This is a genomic window from Geodermatophilus sp. SYSU D00663 (genome assembly GCF_054050655.1).
Genome location: NZ_JBJGZT010000027.1, coordinates 13,644 through 34,460, shown reverse-complemented (window position 1 = coordinate 34,460; position 20,817 = coordinate 13,644). Strand labels below are relative to the sequence as shown.

Sequence of the window (20,817 nt, the reverse complement as noted above, 5' to 3'; positions counted from 1 at the left end):
GAGCCAGGGTAGTGCGGCGGCTCGCGCTACCCTCCTGGCATGGCAGGCACCGGCGGACGAGGGCGTCCCGGCCGCCGGCTGCGGCGGGTCGACGAGACCTCCGCCGGGGGCCTCGTGGTCGCCGACGACGGGATCTCCGGCCCGCGGGCCGCGCTGATCGGTCGCACCGACCGCCGCGGCCGGCTGCTGTGGTCACTGCCCAAGGGCCACATCGAGGAGGGCGAGACCCCCGAGGACACCGCCGTCCGGGAGGTCGCCGAGGAGACCGGGATCATCGGCGAGGTGCTCGCCCCGCTCGGGATCATCGACTTCTGGTTCGTCGCCGAGGGCCGCCGCGTGCACAAGACCGTGCACCACTTCCTGCTGCGCGCCATCGGGGGCGCCCTGTCCGACGCCGACGTCGAGGTGACCGAGGTCGCCTGGGTCCCCCTCGACGAGCTGTCCGACCGGCTGGCCTACGCCGACGAGCGGGCGCTGGTCGAGCGGGCGCCCGCGCTGCTCGCCGACAGTGCGTGACCCGGACCGCGACGTCCATCCTCGGCACAGCACCCCCCGGTCCGGGGCCGGCCGGCGCGGGAGGACGGTGACCCGCGTCCTGACGGTGGCCCTGCTGGCCCTTCCGCTCGCCGCCGCCCCGGCACTCGCCCCGGGCGTGGCCCCGGCCGCCGCGGCACCGGCGGCACCGGCACCGCCCGCCGCGCCCGCGGCCGACCCCGAGCGGCCGGTCACCGTCGACCTCACCCGGCTCGACCCGCGCACGGTCGCCCCCGGCGGCACGGTCACCCTGGCCGGCACGCTGACCAACGACGGCACCGAGACGGTCACCGACCTCGGCGTCCGGCTGCAGCGCGGCCAGGCCGTCACCACCCGCGCCGAGCTGCTCGCCTCCGACGCCGACCCCGACCCGGCCACCGCGTTCAGCACGCCGTTCCAGCCGCTGCCCGGCCCGCTCGCCCCCGGCGACTCCGCGCCGTTCACCGTCACCGTGACCACCGCCGACCTGGCCCTGGACCGCGACGGCGTCTACCCCGTGCTGGTCAACGTCAACGGCACCACCGACGGCGGCGAGCCGAGCCGGGTGGGCGAGGTCCGCACCCACGTGGTGCAGCAGAGCGCGCCGCCGGCCGCCGCCACCGCCGTCGCCTGGCTGTGGCCGCTGGCCGAGCGCACCCACCGCGACGCCTCCGGCGGGTTCGTCGACGACGGCCTGGCCGAGGCGGTCGCCGACGGCGGCCGGCTCGACCGCGCGCTGGCCGTCGTCGAGCGGCTGCCCGCCGTCGTCGCCCCCGGCGCGCCCGCGGCCACGCCCCTGGCCCCGGTGACCCTCGCGGTGGACCCCGCCCTGGTCGAGGAGCTCTCGGTCATGGCCGAGGGTCCCTACGACGTCGGCGGCGAGGAGGGCGCCGGCACCGGCACCGAGGCCGCCGCCGCGTGGCTGGAGCGGCTGCGCGCCGTGGCCGCCGACCACCCGGTGGTCGCCCTGGCCTACGGCGACGTCGACGCCGACGCGCTCCAGGCGGCGGGCCTCGAGCCCGCGCTCACCCGCGCGCTGCCCGGCGCCGCACCCGGGGCCGAGGGCGACACCCCGGAGGGCGGGGGCGTGGTCTCCGCGGCCTCGCCCGGGCCGGCCGGGGCCGCGCTGCTGGCCGACGTCCTCGGGGTCACGCCGCGCACCGACCTGACCTGGGCGGCCGGCGGGGCGCTGCGGCCGGACACGCTCACGACCCTCCGGGAGGGCGGCGTCGAGCAGGTCGTGGTGGCCTCCAGCGCGCTGAGCGACGGCGACGCGGCGCTCGGCGTCCCCGGCGGCGGCGCGGCCGCGCGGACCACCGTGCCCGGCACCGACGGCCCGGTCGAGGCGCTGGTGGCCGACGCCGGGCTGTCCTCCGTCGTCGGCACGGCCGACACGGCCGAGGGCGGGCCGCGGGTGGCCGAGCAGCGCTACGTCGCCGAGCTGGTGCTGGTCTCGCAGCAGGCGGCCGCCACCCCGGCCGGCCAGAGCGTCCTGGTCGCCCCGCCGCGCGACGTCGACCCCGACCCGGAGGCGGTCGCCGCGATGATCACCGACACCGCGCTGCCCGGGCTGCGCCCGGCGTCGCTGACCGACCTGTCCACGGGCCCGGTCGCCGACGCCGGCACGCCGGTGGACCAGGCCGGCGCGGCGGTGCTCGACCCCGCCGGCGTGGCCGGGCTGGTCGCCGCGACCGCGCTGCGCGACGACCTCGCCGGCGCCGTCGTCGAGGAGCCCGCCACCGTCCTCGCCGGCTACGACGCCGCGCTGGCCCGGGCCGCCTCGGCGGCCTGGCGGGACGACCCGGCCGGCTTCACCGCCGCCGCCGGGGACGTGCGCGACACGCTGGCCGGCCTGCGCGAGCGGGTGACGCTGGTCGCCCCCGCCGACGGCACCTACAGCCTGGCCTCCAGCGACGCGCCCCTGGTGCTCACCGTGCAGAACGACCTGCCCTTCGCGGTCCGGGTGCTGGTCGAGGCGCGCACCCGCGACAACGTCGGCCTGACCATCGGCGACGTCGGCGCGGAGCTCGCCCCCGAGCAGCGCACGACGCTGGAGGTCCCGACCGAGGTGCGCCAGTCCGGCCGCTTCGCCGTCACCGCGAGCCTCACCACCCCCGACGGCGGCCGGCTGGGCGACGACGTCGCGATCCAGGTGCGCAGCACCGCCTACGGGACGATCTCGCTGTCGATCACCATCGGCGCCGCCGTCCTGCTCGGGCTGCTGTTCCTGCGCCGCGGGGTCCTCTTCCTCCGCCGCCGCGGGCGGACCGAGGAGGAGCTGCCCGACGGCGCCGGGACCGCCTGGCCGCCCAGCCGGAGCCCGGTGTGACCGGCCACCCCCGCAGCGACGAGGACGCACCCGCCCGGGAGCCGGGGGCGCGCCCGCTGCCGCCGGTGCCCCCTCCCGTGTCCTCCCCGCCCCCCGCGGCGGCGTCCCCGGGGGCGTCGCCGCCCCCGCCGGCGCGCGACCGGTCCCGGCCGCTGCCCCCGCCGCCGTACCCGGTCGCCCCGCCGCCGGGCTCGGGCCTGCCGGGCACCCCGGCGGCCCGCCGCGCCATGCCCCCGGTGCCGCCGGCCCGGACCCGCCCGCCGAGCGCTCCCCGCACCGGGGACCAGCCCGGGGTGCAGGCCGACGGACGGCGCCCGGCGCCCCCCGGGGCCGACGTGCCCCCGCCCGCGGTCGTCCGGCCCGCGCCCCGTCCGCTGCCGCCGGTGCCCCCGCCGGTGCGGCGCCGCTTCATCCCGGCCGACGAGACGCAGGTCATCCCGATCCTGCACCTGCCCCCGGTCCCGCAGCCCGAGGGCGAGACCGAGGAGGAGGCACGGCGGCGGGAGGGCACCCCCGGCGGCAGCCGCGGCCTCCTGCGCGCCGCCGGGACGATGGCGGTGGCCACGCTGGTCTCCCGGATCACCGGCCTGCTGCGCACGGTCGTGCTGGCCGCCGCGCTCGGCGTCGGGCTGGTCAACGACGCCTACAACACCGCCAACACGCTGCCCAACATCGTGTACGAGCTGCTGCTCGGCGGGGTGCTGACCTCGGTCATCGTGCCGCTGCTGGTGCACGCGCAGGAGCGCGACCGCGACGGCGGCGTCGCCTACGCCCAGCGGCTGTCCACGGTGGCGATCGCCGGGCTCCTGGTGGTCACCGCGGTCGCCGTCGTCGTCGCTCCGGCCCTGACCGCGCTGTACGGCATCCAGGAGGACCCCGACCAGGTGCGGCTGGCCAACTGGCTGGCCCGGATCCTGCTCGTGGAGATCGTCTTCTACGGCATCGGCGCGCTGGCGCAGGCGATCCTCAACTCGCGCGGGGTGTTCGGCCCGCCGGCGTGGGCGCCGGTCCTCAACAACGTCGTCGTCATCGCCACCGGCGTGCTGTTCGTGATGGCGAGCGGGCCCGGCGACCTCGAGCCGCGGACGATCACCCCCGGCCAGGTGTGGCTGCTCGGCGGCGGCACGCTGCTCGGCATCGCCGTCCAGGCGCTGGTGCTGGTGCCGCTGCTGCACCGGGCCGGCGTGCCGCTGCGGCCCCGGTGGAGCCTGCGGCAGACCGGGCTGCGCGAGGTCGGCGGGCTGGGCCTGTGGGTGGTCCTCTACGTGGCGGTCAGCCAGGTCGGCGTCGTCGTGGGGGGGGGGGGGGGGGGCGGGCCCGCCCCCCCCCCCCCCCCCCCCCCAACGCGGCCGCCCGCGAGGGCGGGCTGGGCTCGAGCGCCTTCGCCTACGCCAGCCTGCTGTTCCAGATGCCCTACGGGATCATCGGCGTCGCGCTGCTCACCGCCCTGGTGCCGCGGATGAGCCGCGCCGCCGCCCGGAACGACGTCCCCGGCGTCGTCCAGGACCTCTCCCTCGGCACGCGGCTGTCCGCGCTGGGGCTGCTGCCGGTCGCCGCCGCGCTCACCGTCGTCGGCCCGGCGCTGGGGGTCGTCGCCTTCGCCCGCGGCAACACCTCGGTCGACGAGGCGCAGGGCATCGGCGCGGCCCTGGCCGTCGGCGCGTTCGGGCTGCTGCCCATGGCCGTCACGCTCCTGCAGCTGCGCGTCTTCTACGCGATGAAGGACGCCCGGACGCCGACGCTGATCCAGGTCGGCATGGTCCTCGTCCGGGTGCCGCTGCTGCTGCTCGTGCCGGCGCTGGTCGAGCCCGAGCACGTCGTCGCCGGGCTGATGCTGGCCACCAGCCTCACCTACCTCGCCGGCTGGGTGCTCGGGCACCTGGCGCTGCGGCGGCAGCTCGGCGCCGAGCCGGGTGTGGCGCGGGGCGGGGCGCTGGGCCCGGTGCTGCGGATGGTGCTGGCGGTGGCGGTGGCGGCCGGCGTCGGCTGGGTCGTCGTCCGCGTGACCCACGACGCGTTCGGCACGTCACTGACGGGCTCGCTCGGCACCCTGTCGATCGGTACCGTGGTCGTCGGCGTCACGGCCCTCGCCGGGTTCGTGCTCGCCCGCGTCCCGGAGCTCCGGGGACCCCTCGCCGCCGTGCGCGCGCGGCTGGGCCGCGGGTGAGCGGCGGACCGGCGGGCACGGACGGCGTCCCCGGGGCAGCGCGCAGCCGGGGGGAGCGGACAGGGGGTCGGACACGTCCATGACGGCGACGATCACCGGCCTCCCCGACCGGTACCGACCGCTGGACGAGGTCGGGCCCGAGGAACGCACCCCGACCGGCGTCATCCACTGCTGGCGCGCGAAGGACCGCATCCTCAACCGCGACGTCGCCATCCGCGTGCACGTCCCCGGCGGCCCCCCGGCCCGCGCCTGGATCGCCCGCGCCCTCACCGCCGGCGGGCTGGCCACCCCCGCGCTGGCCATGGTCTACGACGCCTCGGAGGGCAGCGGCGGCGAGGCCGGCGCGGCCTACGTCGTCAACGAGTGGATCGAGGGGCAGACCCTCGCCGAGCGGCTGCGGTCCGGGCCGATGGGCGAGCGGGAGGCCCGCACCGTCCTGCGCCGGCTGGCCGAGGGCGTCGCCGAGGCGCACCGGGTCGGCCTCGCCGTCGGCGGCCTGACCCCCGAGACCGTCGTCCTGCGGCCCAACGGGCTGGTCGGCCTCCGCGCCGTCCCCGCGGCCACGGGCTCCGTGCAGGAGGACATCGCCGCCCTCGGCGCGCTGCTCGAGTACTGCCTCACCGGCCGGCAGGCCGGCGTCCCCGGGCCCGACGGCGTCCCCGCCGCCGCCCCGGTCATCGCCCAGCCGGACCTGGCCGCCCTCGTCCGCCGCGCCCGCTCCACCGAGCCCGGCGCCCGGCTGGCCAGCGCCGCGGCGATGGCCGCGCTGCTCACCGAGCGGCCGCGGTCCTCGGCCGTGCCGGTCCGCGGCCGCGACGAGAGCGACAGCGGCTGGCTGCGGCGCCTGCGCGAGCACCGCGAGGCCGGGCAGCCCGCCACGCCGGCGCAGGACGCCGACCGGCCGCAGGGGCGCGAGCCCGACACCCTGCCGCCGGTGCCGCTCGGTCCCGCGCGCTCCCTCCCGCCGGTGCCGGCCGAGGGCTCCCACGACGTCGACGTCCTCGGTGAGCCGGTCGAGGAGGACGAGGACGACGCCGAGGACCCGCCCGGCCGCCGCCGGTTCCTGGTCGCCGGCCTGCTGCTGGCCGCCCTGGTCGTCGTCGTGCTGCTCGCCTGGTGGGTGGGCACCAACCTGCTCTCGGTCGCCACGAACGTCGACGAGCGGCCCGGCACGCCCGTGGTCCCGTCCAGCAGCGCGCCCGCCGAGGACAGCGCCGCCCCCGCGCCGGAGGCCGGCACGCCCCTGCCGATCCGCGACGCCACCGTCTTCGACCCCTTCGGCGACGGCGAGCCGGAGAACACCGACGAGGTGCCGGCCACCCACGACGGCGACCCGGCCACCACCTGGTCCACGCTGACCTACCGGGGCTCGGCCGACTTCGGCAACCTCAAGCCCGGCGTCGGCGTCGTCTACGACCTCGGCTCGGCCCAGGCGATCGGCGGCGTCACGCTGACGACGACCACCCCGGGCATCGCCGTCGAGGTCCGCACCGGCGAGGCCCCCGACGGCGACCTCGACTCCTTCGCCGTCGCCACCTCCGGCAGCGTCGACGGGACCACCGACCTCGCCTTCGACGAGCCGGTGACCGCGCAGTACGTCCTGGTGTGGGTGACCGGCCTGGTCCCCGCCGAGGACGGCTTCGCCGGCGACCTGGCCGAGGTCGCCGTCACCCCCGCCGCGGGGGAGTGACCTGCACGTCAGCGGCCTGTTCGCGGGAATCCCGCCCTACGATGCGGCGTTGTGCCCCGCGTGACGGACCCCCAGCCCACCCCCGGCCCCGCGACGACCACCGAGGTCGAGTCACCCGTGATCCCGCCCGCGGAGCGCGACGGCATCCGCGACCTGGTCATCATCGGATCGGGTCCCGCCGGTTACACGGCGGCCGTCTACGCCGCCCGGGCGAACCTGCACCCGCTGGTCTTCGAGGGCTCCCAGTTCGGCGGCGCCCTGATGACCACCACCGAGGTGGAGAACTTCCCCGGCTTCGCCGAGGGCATCCAGGGCCCGCAGCTGATGATGGACATGCGCCAGCAGGCCGAGCGCTTCGGCGCCGAGCTGGTCGCCCGCGACGTCACCGAGGTCGACCTCACCGCCACCCCCAAGGTGGTCAAGGTCGGCGACGAGGTGACCCTCGCGCACGCGGTCATCGTCGCCACCGGCTCCAAGTACCGGTACCTCGGCCTCGACAACGAGCAGCGCCTGCTCGGCCACGGCGTCTCCGCCTGTGCCACCTGTGACGGCTTCTTCTTCCGCGACCAGGACATCGTCGTGGTCGGCGGCGGCGACTCGGCGATGGAGGAGGCCACCTTCCTCACCCGCTTCGCCAAGTCGGTGACCGTCGTGCACCGCCGCGAGGAGCTGCGCGCCTCGAAGATCATGCAGAAGCGCGCGCAGGACAACGAGAAGATCCGCTGGGCGCTGGGCAAGCAGGTCACCGACGTGCTCGGTGACCGGACCGTCTCCGGCGTGCAGCTGACCGACGTCGCCACCGGCAGCACCGAGGAGCTCCCCGTCAGCGGCGTGTTCGTGGCCATCGGCCACGACCCGCGCAGCGAGATGTTCGCCGGGCAGCTCAAGCTCGACGACGAGGGCTACGTGCAGGTGGAGCACCCCACCACCCGCACCAACATCGACGGCGTCTTCGCCTGCGGTGACGTCGTGGACCACATCTACCGCCAGGCGATCACGTCGGCCGGCACCGGCGCCGCGGCGGCCATCGACGCCGAGCGCTGGCTGGCCGAGACCTTCGACGAGCGCTGACGGAGGCCCCCCTCGCGGGGCCGTCCCGGCACGTCACCACCCCCGGGCATACCGCACCCCCTCCGCGGGTTACTCCCCGCGGAGGCCGACCGACCTCGACCGCGACAGAGGAGAACGACCATGGCAGGCAACACCGTGACGGTGACCGACGCGACCTTCGCCAACGAGGTGCTGGGCAGTGACAAGCCCGTCCTCGTCGACTTCTGGGCGGAGTGGTGCGGGCCGTGCAAGATGGTCGCCCCGGTGCTCGAGGAGATCGCCAAGGAGCACGGCGAGAAGCTGACGATCGCCAAGCTCAACATCGACGAGAACCCGCAGATCGCCCGCGACTACCAGGTCATGTCGATCCCGACGATGACCGTGTTCCAGGGCGGCAAGCCGGTCAAGAGCATCATCGGCGCCAAGCCCAAGGGCGCGATCCTCTCCGACCTCGCCGACTACATCTGAGCCGCAGGCTCCGGCTCCCGAGGGCCCGTCTGGGGACGTCCCAGGCGGGCCCTCGCCGTTCCCGGGGCGGGACGGGCCCCGGGTGGGCCGGGAGGCGTCGCGGAGGCGACAATCGTGGGCACGATGGGTAGCGAGAGCGACATGCAGCCGCTGGGTCCGGGCAGCCACGGAGCCGCCGTCGCAGACGTACAGGCCGCGCTGCGCAGCCTGGGCCTGCTCCGGCCCACCGACGGCGCCGGGCCCGCCGACGGCGTCTACGACGAGGCCACCGCGCTCGCCGTCCGCCACTTCCAGCAGGTCCGCGGGCTGTCGGTGGACGGCCGGGTCGGCGAGGAGACCTACCGGGCGCTGTCGGAGGCGCGCTGGTCGCTGGGCGACCGGCTGCTGCACCACGACCCCGAGCGTCCCGTGCGCGGCGACGACGTCACCAGCCTGCAGGAGCGGCTGCTCGAGCTCGGCTACGACGCCGGCCGCGCCGACGGCATCTTCGGCCGCGACACCGAGTCCGGCCTGCAGGCCTTCCAGCGCGACTACGGCCTCACCGCCGACGGCACCTGCGGGCCCGCGACGCTGCGGGCGCTGCGCCAGCTGGGCCGCAAGGTGACCGGCGGGCGCCCCCAGCTGCTGCGGCAGAGCGCCGAGTTCGTCGAGAGCGGGCCGCACCTGATCGGCCGGCGCATCGTCGTCGACCCCGGCCACGGCGGCGCCGACACCGGCTTCGCCGCCGGCGAGACCACCGAGGCCGACCTGGTGCTGGACCTCGCCAGCCGGATCGAGGGGCGGCTGGCCGCGGCCGGCGCCACGGTCTACCTGACCCGCGGCCGCGAGCAGAACCCGGCGCCGGCCGAGCGGACCGCGTTCGCCAACGACGCCGGCGCCGACCTGTTCATCTCCCTGCACGTGGACGCCCACGACTCGCCGCACGCCCGCGGGGTGGCCAGCTACTACTACGGCACCGGCTCGGGGACGTCGTCGACGGTGGGGGAGCGCTTCGCCGACCTGGCCCGCCGCGAGGTGGTGGCCCGCACCGGCATGCTCGACCTCGGCGGGCACCCCAAGACCTGGGACCTGCTGCGGATGACCCGGATGCCCGCCGTGCGGCTCGACGTCGGCTACCTGTCGCACCCGGTCGACCGGCTGCTGCTGCTCGACGCCCGGCTCCGCGGCACCGTGGCCTCGGCCGTGCTGGCCGCCGTCCAGCGGCTGTTCCTGCCCGCCGAGGCGGACCCGCCCACCGGCACGTTCGTCCTCCCCCAGAGGGTGTGACGGGTGGGGCGCCTGGCGCCCCAGGTGTGACGGGTCCGTCTCACCCGCCGTGTCGGGCGGGCGGTCGCGGCGGCCTCCCTACACTCGGTCCGTGGCCTCTCTCCCGCCGTCGCACGGCCAGCCGCACCGCACGCCGCCGCAGCAGCACGGGCACGTGGTGCCCCGGCACCCGCGGCTGGACCCGCTGGCCGACCGGTACGCAGCCCGCACGCACGGCATGAAGAGCTCGGAGATCCGCGCACTCTTCTCCGTCGTCAGCCGGCCCGAGGTGGTCTCGCTGGCCGGCGGCATGCCCGCCGTCACCGCACTGCCGCTGGACGCCGTCGGGTCGATGATCGGCGAGCTGGTCAGCGGCATGGGCGCGCAGACCCTGCAGTACGGCTCCGGCCAGGGCGACCCGCGGCTGCGCGAGCGCATCTGCGACGTCATGGCGCTCGAGGGCATCACCGACGCCTCGCCCAGCGAGGTCGTGGTGACCGTCGGCTCGCAGCAGGCTCTGGACCTGGTGACCCGCGTCTTCTGCGACCCGGGCGACGTCATCCTCGCCGAGGGCCCGTCCTACGTCGGCGCGCTCGGGGTCTTCCAGGCCGCCGAGGCGCGGGTGAAGCACGTCGCCATGGACGACGACGGGCTGGTCCCGGAGGCGCTGGAGCAGGCGCTGCTCGAGTGCCGGGCCAACGGCGACCGGGTCAAGTTCCTCTACACGGTGCCCAACTTCCACAACCCGGCCGGCGTGACGCTCTCCGAGCCGCGCCGCCAGGCGATCGTCGACATCGCCGACCGCTACGACCTGCTGGTCATCGAGGACAACCCCTACGGCCTGCTCGGCTTCGACCACGAGCCGATGCGCGCGCTGCGGGCCCGCGACGCGCAGCGGGTCATCTACCTCGGCTCGTTCTCCAAGACCTTCTCCCCGGGCCTGCGGGTGGGCTGGGTGCTCGCGCCGCTCGCCGTCCGCGAGAAGCTGGTGCTGGCCACCGAGGCGCAGGTGCTCTGCCCGCCCTCGCTCACCCAGTACGCCGTCGCCCGGTACCTGGACACCCAGCCCTGGCGCGAGCAGATCAAGCTGTTCACCGAGCTGTACCGGGAGCGGCGCGACGCCACGCTGGAGTCGCTCGCCGCCCTGATGCCCCCGGGCACCACCTGGACCCGGCCCGACGGCGGCTTCTACGTGTGGCTGAAGCTCCCGAACGGCCTGGACGCCAAGCTCATGCAGCCGCGCGCGGTGGGCGCGCACGTCGCGTACGTCCCCGGCATCGGCTTCTACGCCGACGGGTCGGGCCGCGAGTACATGCGGCTGTCCTACTGCTACCCCGAGCCGGACCAGATTCGGGAGGGCGTGCGCCGGCTGGCCCGGGTCATCGAGGCCGAGCTGGACCTGCACTCCACCTTCGACGCCGTCGACACCGGCACCTTCCGCGCCGTCGGCCGGACCGACACCACCGCCGAGACGATCGTCGGCCCCGCCAGCAGCGACCGGATCGAGGACTGACGTGACCGAACCCGTGACCGACCCCGCCGCACCGGCCGCCCCGGAGGACGAGGAGACCGCGTTGCGCGCCGTCGTCCTGGCCGGCGGCCTGACCTTCGAGCGCGAGGTCAGCCTGTCCTCGGGCACCCAGGTGGTGGAGGAGCTGGCCCGCGTCGGTGTCGACGCCGAGCTGCGCGACGCCGACGCGGAGCTGCTGCCCGGCCTGGCCGCCGCCCCCGCCGACGCGGTGTTCATCGCCCTGCACGGCGCCACCGGCGAGGACGGCGCCCTGCGCGCGGTCCTGGACCTGGCCGGCGTCCCCTACGTCGGCTCCCCGGCCGCGGCCTGCCGGCTGGCCTGGGACAAGCCCGCGGCCAAGTCGGTGGTGCGCACGGCCGGGGTGACGACGCCGGACTGGGTGGCGCTGCCGCACAGCACCTTCCGCGAGCTGGGCGCCGGCGCCGTCCTCGACCTCATCGTCGCCCGGCTCGGGCTGCCGCTGATGGTCAAGCCGGCCTCGGGCGGCTCGGCGCTGGGCGCGCAGAAGGTCACCCGCGTCGAGGACCTGCCCGCGGCGATGGTCAGCTGCTTCGCCTACGGCGACACGGTCCTCGTCGAGCGGTTCGTCGACGGCGTGGAGCTGGCCCTGTCGGTGGTCGACCTGGGGGAGGGGCCGCAGGCGCTGCCGGCGGTGGAGATCGCACCGGAGTCCGGCGTCTTCGACTACACCGCCCGCTACACGCCCGGGCTGACCGAGTACCACGCGCCGGCCCGCGTGTCCGAGGACGTCGCGGCCCGCGCGGCCGAGGTCGCGGTGCGAGTGCACCGGGCGCTGGGCCTCGCGGACCTGTCCCGCACCGACGCGATCGTCTCGCCCGACGGCGAGGTGCACTTCCTCGAGGTGAACGTCTCCCCGGGGCTGACCGAGACCTCGATGTTCCCCATGGCGGTCGAGGCCGCCGGGCACGACCTGGGCGAGGCCCTCTCGCGGCTGCTCACCCGCCGGGCGCAGAGCTCGCGGTGACGTAGAGACAGAGGCCCGGTTCCGTCCGTGACGGAACCGGGCCTTTCTCGTCAGGCGCCTTCCGACTCCTCGCGGCGGCCGGTCAGGTCCGGCGCCATCTGGCCGATGATGCGCTGCAGGTCGTCGACCGAGCCGAACTCGACGACGATGCGGCCCTTGGCCCGGCCGATCTGGATCTTCACCTTGGTCTCGAAGACGTCGGACAGCCGGCCGGCGAGGTCCTCGACACCCGGCGCGCTGATCCGGCGGGCGCGGCGGCGGGAGGCCGGCTGCTCGGCCACGGCGAGCGCGACCGCCTCCTCTGTGGCGCGCACCGACAGCCCCTCGGCCACGATCCGGGCGGCCAGGGCCTCCTGCGCCTCGGCGTCGTCGAGGCCCAGCAGCGCCCGCGCGTGCCCGGCGGAGATGACGCCCGCGGCGACCCGGGTCTGGACCTTCACCGGCAGCTTGAGCAGCCGGATGGTGTTGGTGACCTGCGAGCGGCTGCGGCCGATCCGCTGCGCCAGCTCCTCGTGGGTGGCGCCGAACTCCTCCAGCAGCTGCTGGTAGGCCGCCGCCTCCTCCAGCGGGTTGAGCTGGACGCGGTGGATGTTCTCCAGCAGTGCGTCGCGGAGCAGGGCGTCGTCCTCGGTGTCCCGGACGATCGCCGGCACCGTCTCCAGCTCGGCCGCGCGCGCGGCCCGCAGCCGCCGCTCGCCCATGATGAGCTCGTAGGGCGCACCGCCGTCGCCGTCGGTGCGCTCGCGCACGACGATCGGCTGCAGCAGGCCGAACTCGCGCACCGAGTGGGTGAGCTCCTCGAGCGCCTCGTCGTCGAAGACCTGCCGCGGCTGGCGCGGGTTGGGGACGACGTCGCTGACGGCGACCTCGCGCAGCTGCGCGCCGGGGACGCCGACCGCGGCCGTGCCCGGAGACGACGCGGCCTGCGCGGCGACCGTGGCGGCCGCCTGCGCCGCCGGTGGCAGCAGGGTGACCGGCGCCGGCGCCCCACCCGTCCCGGGCGTCCCACCCGTCTCGGGGGCGGCCGGGGCCGGGCCGTCGGTCTCGGGCAGCGTCGGCTGCTCGACCGGAGGGGCGGTGGGGATCAGCGCCGCGAGACCCCGGCCGAGGCCGCCACGCTTGCTCATCGGGTCTCCTCGTCGACGGAGGTCGGAACGGGCAGGACGGCGGCGTCGGTGCCGGCGAACGCGGGGTCGGCGTGCCGGGCGGTGCCCGGCCGGACGGCGGGCATCGGCGCGGTCGCCGGCGCGGGGGGCGGCGGCGGGGGACCCATCGGCCGGACGTCGATCGGTTCCAGGCCGACGCCGCGCTCGGCGAGCTCGCGCGCGGCCTCGACGTAGCTGGTGGAGCCGCGCGAGCCCGGGTCGTAGGTGAGCACGGACTGCCCGTACCCCGGCGCCTCGGACACCCGGACGTTGCGCGGGATGACCGTCGCCAGCACCAGGTCCCCGAAGTGGCTGCGGACCTCCTCGGCGACCTGGTCGGCGAGCTTGGTGCGGCCGTCGTACATCGTCAGCAGGATGGTGCGGACGGCGATCCCCGGGTTGAGGTGCGCGCGCACCAGCTCGATGTTGTTGAGCAGCTGGCCCAGGCCCTCCAGCGCGTAGTACTCGCACTGGATCGGGATGAGCACCTCGTCGCCGGCCACCAGCGCGTTGAGCGTCAGCAGGCCCAGCGACGGCGGGCAGTCGATGAGGACGTAGTGCGGGCGCTGGTCCTCGGGCAGGCCGTGGATGTAGCCCTCGATCGCCCGGCGCAGGCGGTACTCGCGGGCGACGACGGAGACCAGCTCGATCTCCGCGCCGGCCAGGTCGATCGTCGCCGGGACGCAGCGCAGGTTCGGGCTGGCCGTCGTCGGGTGGACGACGTCGGCCAGCGAGCTGTCCCCGACGAGGGCGTCGTAGATCGACGGCGTCCCCACCGTGTGCTCCACGCCGAGGGCGGTGCTGGTGTTGCCCTGCGGGTCGAGGTCGATGACCAGCGCCCGCAGGCCGTAGAGCGCCAGCGCCACGCCCAGGTTGACCGTGGAGGTGGTCTTCCCGACGCCGCCCTTCTGGTTGGCGACGGTGATGACCCGGATGCGCCCGGGTGCGGGGAACGGCTCCTGGTCGGCGGCGTGCAGCACCCGGGTGGCCCGCAGCGCCTCCATCGCGATGGGACTGTCGAAGTCCCCGCCGGAGTGGGCCGCCGAGTCGGCCGCGAGGCTGCTGCGCAGCCGCTGGCCCGGGTCGGTCATCGCGGGTCCTCCCTGCCGACCCGTTTCACGTGGAACGGGACGGGTACCTGGTCGCGTTCCACGTGGAACGCCGTCGTCGTCCCGCGGGGCCTCACCGTCGGCCCCGCGTCATCACCACCACGGTAGTGGCAGCGTCCCCCAGCCCGGCGCCGACAGCCCGGACGTGGACGTCGCGCATGCCCGCGGCCTCCAGCTCGGGGACCAGCGCGGGCAGCTCCTCCACCGCGCGGGCGCCGACGAGGGCCACCAGCTGGGCGCCGGGCCGCAGCAGGCCGCGGCTCCAGCCGACCAGCCGGGGCAGCGCGGCGACCGCCCGGGCGGTGACGACGTCGACCGGGCCGACGGCGGTCACCACCGAGCGCTCCTCGGCGCGGCCGCGGACCACCCGCCACGGGGCGCCGAGTTCGGCGACGACCTCCTCGAGGAACTCGACCCGGCGGGCCATGGGCTCCACCAGGGTCATCCGCAGGTCCGGCCGGGCCAGCGCGAGCGGGATCCCCGGGAGGCCGGCGCCACTGCCGACGTCGACCACCCGGGCCCCCTCGGGCACGGCCTCCGCGACGGCGGCGCTGTTGAGCACGTGCCGCTCCCACAGCCGCGGGACCTCCCGCGGGCCGATCAGCCCGCGGGTGACGCCGTCGGAGGCGAGCCGGGCGACGTAGCGCTCGGCGCCGGGCAGCCCCGCCCCGAAGACGGAGGCGGCCACCTCCGGGGCGGGTGGGGCGGACGGGACGGGAGTGTCGCTCACCGCTCCGGCAGGACCACGACGCGGCGGTTGGGCTCCTCGCCCTCGGACTCGCTGCGCACCCCGGGGACGCCGGCGACGACGTCGTGGACGACCTTGCGCTCGAAGGGGTTCATCGGCGCGAGCCGCTCGGGCTGCCCGGTGCCGGCGACCCGGCGGGCGGCCTCGGCGGCCATGGAGGTGAGGTCCGCGCGCCGCCGGGCCCGGTAGCCGCCGATGTCGAGCATCAGCCGGCTGCGGACGCCGGTGGCCTGGGCGACGGCCAGCCGGGTGAGCTCCTGCAGCGCCTCCAGGACGGAGCCGTCGGAGCCGACGAGGTCGTCGAGGTCGCCGCCGACGATGGCGACCGAGGCGCGGTCGCCCTCGACGTCGAGGTCGATGTCCCCGTCCACGTCGAGGATGTCGAGCAGGCGCTCGAGGTAGTCGCCGGCGACGTCGCCCTCGCGGACGAGCAGGTCGGTGCCGGCGGCGGCGGCGCGGCCGTTCCCCGAGGGGGCGGGCGCGACCTCGTCGGTGGGCTCGAGGACGGCGTCGGTGCTGTCGCCGTCGGCGTCGGGGAGGTCGGGGGTCTCGGCCGGTGCGGTGTGGTTCGGGACGCTCACGGAGGTACCTCCAGTCGGTGCGGGCGGCCGGGGCGGGCCCGGAGGTCGGAGGCCGGAGGGCGCGTGGTCGCTGCTCCTCCCGGCGGGTCCGCGGCGAGCGGCGTCGGGGGACGCCGTTCGCCGCGGACCGGGGTCTAGCGGCGCTTGCGCTTGCCGCCGGTGCCGGCGGGCCGGCCGTGCGGGCCGCGGTTCGCGGGCCGGGGGGCGCGGTTCCCGCCGCCGGAGCGGCCCCCGGAGGCGGTCCCGCCCGCGGCGGTCGCCCCGCCGGCCGTGCCGCCGCCCCCGGCCCCGTTCGCGCTACCGGTGCCGTTCGCGCCGGTGCCGGTGCCGGTGCCGGTGGCGCCGTTCCCGCCGGCCGGGGTGCCGTCCGCCGGGGCCCCGTCGGCGCCGCCCTTGGTCAGCTCGACGCCGGCGGCCGCCGGCCGGCCGCTCTTGCCGCGCACCGGCTTGGCGCCGGGCCGGGGGGCGAGCGTCTTGGGGTCGATCGCGGGCTTCTCGGCCGCGGCCTTCGCCTTGGCGGCGGGGCTGCCGGGCGGGGGCATCTTGCGCAGGATGAAGAACTGCTGGCCCAGGGTCCACAGGTTGTTCGTCATCCAGTACAGGAGGACGCCGATGGGGAAGAAGAAGCCGGTGACGAAGAGGCTGACCGGCATGCCGTAGAGCAGCAGCTTCTGCACCATCGCGGCCTGGCCCTCGACCGGCCCCGAGCGCTTCATGATCTGCTTCTGCGTGACGAAGGTCGTCACGCACATGACCACCATGAGGATCAGCGCGACCGTGCGGATGCCGCCCTGGCTGACGCCGGGCAGCGCCAGGATGTCGGTGGCCTTCTGCCCCGACATGGTGAACGACGAGGAGATCGGCGCCCCGAACAGCTCCGCCTTGGCGGCCTGGTCGGTGAGCTGGTCGTCCCAGCTGTAGAGACCGGGGGCGCCCGGCCGCAGCCGGCGCAGCACGTGGAACAGCGCGAGGAAGACCGGGATCTGCGGGAGGATCGGCAGGCAGCCGGCCAGCGGGTTGACCCCGCGCTCCTTCTGCAGCGCCATCATCGCCTGGCTGAAGCCCTGGCGGTCCGCGCCGTACTGCTTGCGCAGCTTCTGGATCTCCGGCTGGATCTCCTGCATCGCCCGCTGGCTCTTGATCTGCTTGACGAACAGCGGGAACAGCAGCAGCCGGACGGTGACGACGAGGAACACGATCGACAGCGCCCAGGTGATGCCACCGGCCGGGTCGAGGAACGTCGAGAACACCGAGTGCCACGTCTTCATGACGAAGGCGATGGCGGTGTAGAGCCAGTCAAGCAACGGAGGACTCCTCCTGCGGGGCCCGGCGGGACGCCGGCGGGGTCTCGGGGGCGGGGCGACGGGCACCGTCGGCGGCGGGCACGCCGTCGGCGGGGGCCGCGGGTGCCGCTGTCATCGACGTGCGGCCGTCGCCACCGGTTCCGGGGCGTCCCCGGCCCGCGCGCGGCGCGGGGACCGGGTCGTAGCCGCCGGGGTGCCAGGGCGCGCACTTGAGCAGCCGCCGCAGCGCCAGCCACGACCCGCGGGCGGCGCCGTGGACGGCGACCGCCTCGGCGGCGTAGGCGCTGCAGGTGGGGGCGAAGCGGCAGCGCGGCGGCAGCGCGGGGCTGACGGCGCGGGAGTAGAAGCCGACGGCGGCCAGCAGCGCGCGGGCCACCGGTCCGGGACGCCGGGCCGCGGGGGCGCTCACGAGGACCGCGTCCGCTCGGCCGACGGCCGGGACCGCTCTGCGAGCACCCGGTCCAGGCCGGCGGCCAGGTCGCGGCGCAACTGCGCGGAGGTCGCCGTCGCGGCGTCGGGGCGGGCCCGGACGACGAGGTCGGCGCCGGCGGGCAGCCGGCCGAGCTCCTCGCGCACGGCGGCGCGCAGCTGCCGGGTCACGCGGTGCCGGACCACGGAGTTGCCGACCGCCTTGCCGACCACGAACCCGGCACGGGGCCCGGCGGGCGTCCCGTCCCCGGGCACGTCGAGACCCCCGGCCGTGCGGGCCGGGGGTCGGACGGGGAGGTAGTGGAGCACCATGGTCGGCCGACCGGCACGCCGGCCCGACCGGACGACCGCGGTGAACTCCGGACGCCGGCGCAGGCGGGCCTGCGCGGGCAGCACCTCAGGCGGAGAGCTTCTCGCGACCCTTGCGGCGGCGGCCGGCGAGGATCGCGCGGCCTGCGCGGGTGCGCATCCGCAGCCGGAAGCCGTGGGTCTTGGACCGGCGGCGGTTGTTCGGCTGGAAGGTGCGCTTGCTCACGGGGTACTCCTACGGCAGGACATCGGTGGTGCGGCCGGCCGGTGGGCAGGCACGCGGCGGGGCTCCGGGAGAGGCGGCGGGGCCACTCCGCGGGACCCCGCGAGGCTGGCGCTGTGGGCCCCGGCACCGGCGGCCCGGGACACGGACGGCGCCGGGATCCGGCGGACGACCGCGTCCGCGCACCGCTACCGGTCCACAGACTCCGACCAGCATAACCGAGGACGGCGACGCCCGAGGACGCCGTTCCCGCGGTCCCGGTCACGCGACCGGCTCGCCGACGGCGACCCGCCAGGCTGCACCCTCCGGGCGGACGGTCGGTGTCGGCACGCCGACCGGCCGGGGACGACACGCCGAACGACACGCGCACCGGCCGTCCCAGGCGTCCCCGGACGTCGTTGCCGGGCTGTGGACGGGGCTGTTAGCGTCGCCGTCGCTCCGGTCCGGGCAGACCGCCCGGTACGGGGGCCGACCACCCGGTCGACCTGACCGCAGTCCGTCTCGAGCCGTATCACGACCTCCCTCCCGACCAGCGACGACCCCGCTGCGACCTGACATCCACAGGTCGACACGGCACCATGTCGCCGGTCGTGCACAGCCTGTGGACACTCGTGTGGAACCCGGGTGTCCAGGATGTCCACTTCCCGGGCAGCCGCGGCACCGGGGACGCCGGCTCCCGAGGACGCCGGAGGTCGGACAGCGGGGACGAACTGCAAGGGGAGGACACGGTCATGGCCGATGCCGCGGTGGACCTGGCGGAGGTCTGGGACTCGGTCCGCGAGCGGCTGGCGACCAGCCTCACCCGGCAGCAGAACGCGATGCTCAACCTGACCCGGCCGGTGGGCCTGGTCGGTGGCACCGCCGTGCTCGCCGCGCCCAACGAGTTCACCCAGACCGTGCTCGAGTCGCGGATGCGCCGGGTGCTTGCCGAGGCGCTGTCCGAGCAGCTCGGCCGGGACATCGGCGTCGCCATCCAGCTCGAGGACGCCCCCGCCTCGGCGCCCGCGCCCGAGGAGCAGCCGACCCGCCGGCCGTGGACGCCGGTGGACGCCGCCCCCAGCGACGAGGACCGCGAGCGGGCCGACGACGGCCGCAGCGCCTTCGGGGTGCGCAGCGACGCGCGTCCGCTCGACCGTGCCGGCTTCGAGCCCGCGCCGTTCGAGCCGGGCCCCTACGAGTCCTCGCCGTACGAGCCGGCGTCCTACGAGTCGGCCCCGTACGAGGCCGGCCCCTTCGAGCCCTACGACGCCGGCCGGGCCGACGCCGCCCGCCGGGACGCCGCGCGCCGGGAGGCGTCGTCCCCCGCCGACGCGCCGGCACCCGCCGGTGACGGCGTGGGGGAGTGGGGCGGCACCGACTGGAGCCCCGCGAGCCGCGGGCGCACCGGCCGCCGCCGCGGCCCGCGGGTCGGGGAGGGCGCCGAGGTGCTGCCCTTCGACCTCGGTGACGCCGCCCCCGACGGCGCCGACGAGCCCGCGCCGCAGCGCGGCGGGTCCCCCGGCCGCGCGTCCGGCACCGCGGTGCCGCTGTTCGGTGACCGCCGTCCACCGGCCGGCCTGGACCCGGGGCTGAACCCCAAGTACGTCTTCGACAGTTTCGTCATCGGCAACAGCAACCGGTTCGCCCACGCCGCGGCGGTCGCCGTCGCCGAGGCCCCGGCGCGGGCCTACAACCCGCTGTTCGTCTACGGCGACTCCGGGCTGGGCAAGACGCACCTGCTGCACGCGATCGGGCACTACGCGGCGCGGATGTTCCCCAACGTGCGGGTGCGCTACGTCAGCACCGAGGAGTTCACCAACGAGTTCATCAACCTGGTGCACTCCGGCCGGGCCGAGGACTTCCGCCGCCGCTACCGGGACATCGACTTCCTGCTCATCGACGACATCCAGTTCCTGGAGCGCGCCGAGCGGACGCAGGAGGAGTTCTTCCACACCTTCAACACGCTGCACAACGCGAGCAAGCAGATCGTCATCACCTCCGACCGGGCGCCGAAGAAGCTGACGACGCTCGAGGACCGGCTGCGCACGCGGTTCGAGTGGGGGCTGATCACCGACGTCCAGGCGCCGGACCTGGAGACCCGCATCGCGATCCTGCGCAAGAAGGCCTACGGCGAGCGGCTGCAGGTGCCCGACCCGGTGCTGGAGTTCATCGCCAGCAAGGTGCAGACCAACATCCGCGAGCTCGAGGGCGCGCTGATCCGGGTCACCGCCTTCGCCAGCCTCAACAAGCAGCAGGTCGACCTGCCGCTGGCCGAGCTGGTGCTCAAGGACCTCATCAGCGACGAGCAGGGCCCGCAGATCACCGCGGCGATCATCATGGCCGCGACCGCGGAGTACTTCTCCGTGACGATGGAGGAGCTGCAGGGCTCCAACCGCAGCCGCACGCTGGTCAACGCCCGCCAGATCGCCATGTACCTGTGCCGGGAGCTCACCGAGCTGTCCCTGCCGCGGATCGGGGCCTCCTTCGGCGGCAAGGACCACACCACGGTCATGCACGCGGTCAAGAAGATCACCAACCTGATGAGCGAGCGCCGGGCGACCTACACCCAGGTCACCGAGCTGACCGCGCGCATCAAGAGCCGCGCCCGCCAGTAGCCCCGGCGGCCCCTCGGAGGGCCCTCGGTCGGCCGTCGTCGGCCGTCACCGGCCCGCCGCGGTGGAGACACCGGGCCGGCTGTCCACAGCCGGTGGGCGGTGGCGGGGACCGGTCGTCGCCCGTCGTCCCGCGGTTGCCGGGCGGTCACCGGCTCCCGCCGTGTCGACATGCCGCCGAGTTGTCCCCAGGGATGTGCACACCCTGGGGAGATCGTCATCCCGGTGTGACCGGACCGCTCCGGGGAGCCGCGGCACCGGGTGTCGTCCCCAGGTGGTTCCCCAGTGTGTGCATCCAGCGACGTTCCGCCGTGGTGACCTGCGCTTTCGTGCCCCCGGAGGGCCGCCGTCCCCACCCGCGCCCGTCGTCGGCCGGCGCGGTCGCCGGGGGCCTGGGCAC

Annotated in this window: 19 protein-coding genes; 11 read left to right on the top strand and 8 right to left on the bottom strand. The window is 76.1% G+C overall.

Annotated features, from left to right (window positions below):
• Positions 1-39 precede the first annotated feature (39 nt).
• From ACI79Z_RS18680 to ACI79Z_RS18635, 10 genes are all read left to right on the top strand, one after another.
• Positions 40-516, top strand: a complete 477-nt coding sequence (locus ACI79Z_RS18680; RefSeq protein WP_387988621.1) for an NUDIX hydrolase — start codon at positions 40-42, stop codon at positions 514-516.
• Between the two features lie 67 nt (positions 517-583).
• Positions 584-2,842: a DUF6049 family protein gene (locus ACI79Z_RS18675; protein WP_456903462.1), complete on the top strand. Its 2,259-nt coding sequence runs from the start codon at positions 584-586 to the stop codon at positions 2,840-2,842.
• Between the two features lie 383 nt (positions 2,843-3,225).
• Positions 3,226-4,305: a murein biosynthesis integral membrane protein MurJ gene (murJ, locus tag ACI79Z_RS18670; RefSeq protein ID WP_456903461.1), complete on the top strand. Its 1,080-nt coding sequence runs from the start codon at positions 3,226-3,228 to the stop codon at positions 4,303-4,305.
• Positions 4,251-5,009, top strand: coding sequence for a lipid II flippase MurJ (locus ACI79Z_RS18665; RefSeq protein WP_456903460.1), 759 nt, complete (start codon positions 4,251-4,253; stop codon positions 5,007-5,009). Before murJ ends, ACI79Z_RS18665 begins: the two co-directional genes overlap by 55 nt.
• 79 nt (positions 5,010-5,088) lie before the next feature.
• The gene (locus tag ACI79Z_RS18660) at positions 5,089-6,699 is read left to right on the top strand and encodes a hypothetical protein (protein WP_456903459.1); all 1,611 of its coding nucleotides are present in this window, start codon (positions 5,089-5,091) and stop codon (positions 6,697-6,699) included.
• A gap of 51 nt (positions 6,700-6,750) precedes the next feature.
• Positions 6,751-7,770, top strand: a complete 1,020-nt coding sequence (trxB, locus tag ACI79Z_RS18655) for an NAD(P)/FAD-dependent oxidoreductase (protein WP_456903458.1) — start codon at positions 6,751-6,753, stop codon at positions 7,768-7,770.
• Positions 7,771-7,890: 120 nt separating this feature from the next.
• Positions 7,891-8,217, top strand: coding sequence for a thioredoxin (trxA, locus tag ACI79Z_RS18650; protein ID WP_387988625.1), 327 nt, complete (start codon positions 7,891-7,893; stop codon positions 8,215-8,217).
• A gap of 123 nt (positions 8,218-8,340) precedes the next feature.
• Entirely contained in the window at positions 8,341-9,483 is a 1,143-nt protein-coding gene (locus ACI79Z_RS18645) for an N-acetylmuramoyl-L-alanine amidase (RefSeq protein ID WP_387988626.1), read from the top strand.
• 91 nt (positions 9,484-9,574) lie between these two features.
• Positions 9,575-10,975, top strand: coding sequence for an aminotransferase-like domain-containing protein (locus tag ACI79Z_RS18640; RefSeq protein ID WP_456903457.1), 1,401 nt, complete (start codon positions 9,575-9,577; stop codon positions 10,973-10,975).
• Position 10,976: 1 nt separating this feature from the next.
• Positions 10,977-11,978, top strand: coding sequence for a D-alanine--D-alanine ligase family protein (locus ACI79Z_RS18635; protein WP_456903456.1), 1,002 nt, complete (start codon positions 10,977-10,979; stop codon positions 11,976-11,978).
• A gap of 50 nt (positions 11,979-12,028) precedes the next feature.
• On the opposite strand, the gene ACI79Z_RS18630 is transcribed toward ACI79Z_RS18635, so the two are convergent.
• The 8 genes from ACI79Z_RS18630 to rpmH form a co-directional block, all read right to left on the bottom strand.
• Entirely contained in the window at positions 12,029-13,105 is a 1,077-nt protein-coding gene (locus ACI79Z_RS18630; protein ID WP_387988629.1) for a ParB/RepB/Spo0J family partition protein, read from the bottom strand.
• On the bottom strand, positions 13,102-14,214 hold the full coding sequence (locus ACI79Z_RS18625) for a ParA family protein (protein ID WP_387988630.1): 1,113 nt from the start codon (positions 14,212-14,214) through the stop codon (positions 13,102-13,104). Before ACI79Z_RS18625 ends, ACI79Z_RS18630 begins: the two co-directional genes overlap by 4 nt.
• Before the next feature lie 91 nt (positions 14,215-14,305).
• On the bottom strand, positions 14,306-14,920 hold the full coding sequence (gene rsmG / locus ACI79Z_RS18620; RefSeq protein WP_456903455.1) for a 16S rRNA (guanine(527)-N(7))-methyltransferase RsmG: 615 nt from the start codon (positions 14,918-14,920) through the stop codon (positions 14,306-14,308).
• A 38-nt stretch (positions 14,921-14,958) separates the two neighbouring features.
• Complete coding sequence (locus ACI79Z_RS18615; RefSeq protein ID WP_456903454.1) at positions 14,959-15,561, bottom strand: Jag family protein; 603 nt, start codon at positions 15,559-15,561, stop codon at positions 14,959-14,961.
• 134 nt (positions 15,562-15,695) lie between these two features.
• Positions 15,696-16,865 (bottom strand): membrane protein insertase YidC, encoded by a 1,170-nt coding sequence (gene yidC / locus ACI79Z_RS18610; RefSeq protein ID WP_456903453.1) that lies wholly within the window; start codon positions 16,863-16,865, stop codon positions 15,696-15,698.
• Positions 16,858-17,274 (bottom strand): membrane protein insertion efficiency factor YidD, encoded by a 417-nt coding sequence (yidD, locus tag ACI79Z_RS18605; RefSeq protein WP_387988634.1) that lies wholly within the window; start codon positions 17,272-17,274, stop codon positions 16,858-16,860. Before yidD ends, yidC begins: the two co-directional genes overlap by 8 nt.
• Complete coding sequence (gene rnpA, locus ACI79Z_RS18600) at positions 17,271-17,690, bottom strand: ribonuclease P protein component (protein WP_387988635.1); 420 nt, start codon at positions 17,688-17,690, stop codon at positions 17,271-17,273. The genes yidD and rnpA overlap by 4 nt, the downstream gene beginning before the upstream one ends.
• 1 nt (position 17,691) lies before the next feature.
• The gene (gene rpmH, locus ACI79Z_RS18595; RefSeq protein ID WP_040338882.1) at positions 17,692-17,829 is read right to left on the bottom strand and encodes a 50S ribosomal protein L34; all 138 of its coding nucleotides are present in this window, start codon (positions 17,827-17,829) and stop codon (positions 17,692-17,694) included.
• Positions 17,830-18,557: 728 nt separating this feature from the next.
• On the opposite strand from rpmH, the gene dnaA reads away from it, so the two are divergent.
• Positions 18,558-20,420, top strand: a complete 1,863-nt coding sequence (gene dnaA, locus ACI79Z_RS18590) for a chromosomal replication initiator protein DnaA (RefSeq protein ID WP_387988636.1) — start codon at positions 18,558-18,560, stop codon at positions 20,418-20,420.
• Positions 20,421-20,817: the final 397 nt, after the last annotated feature.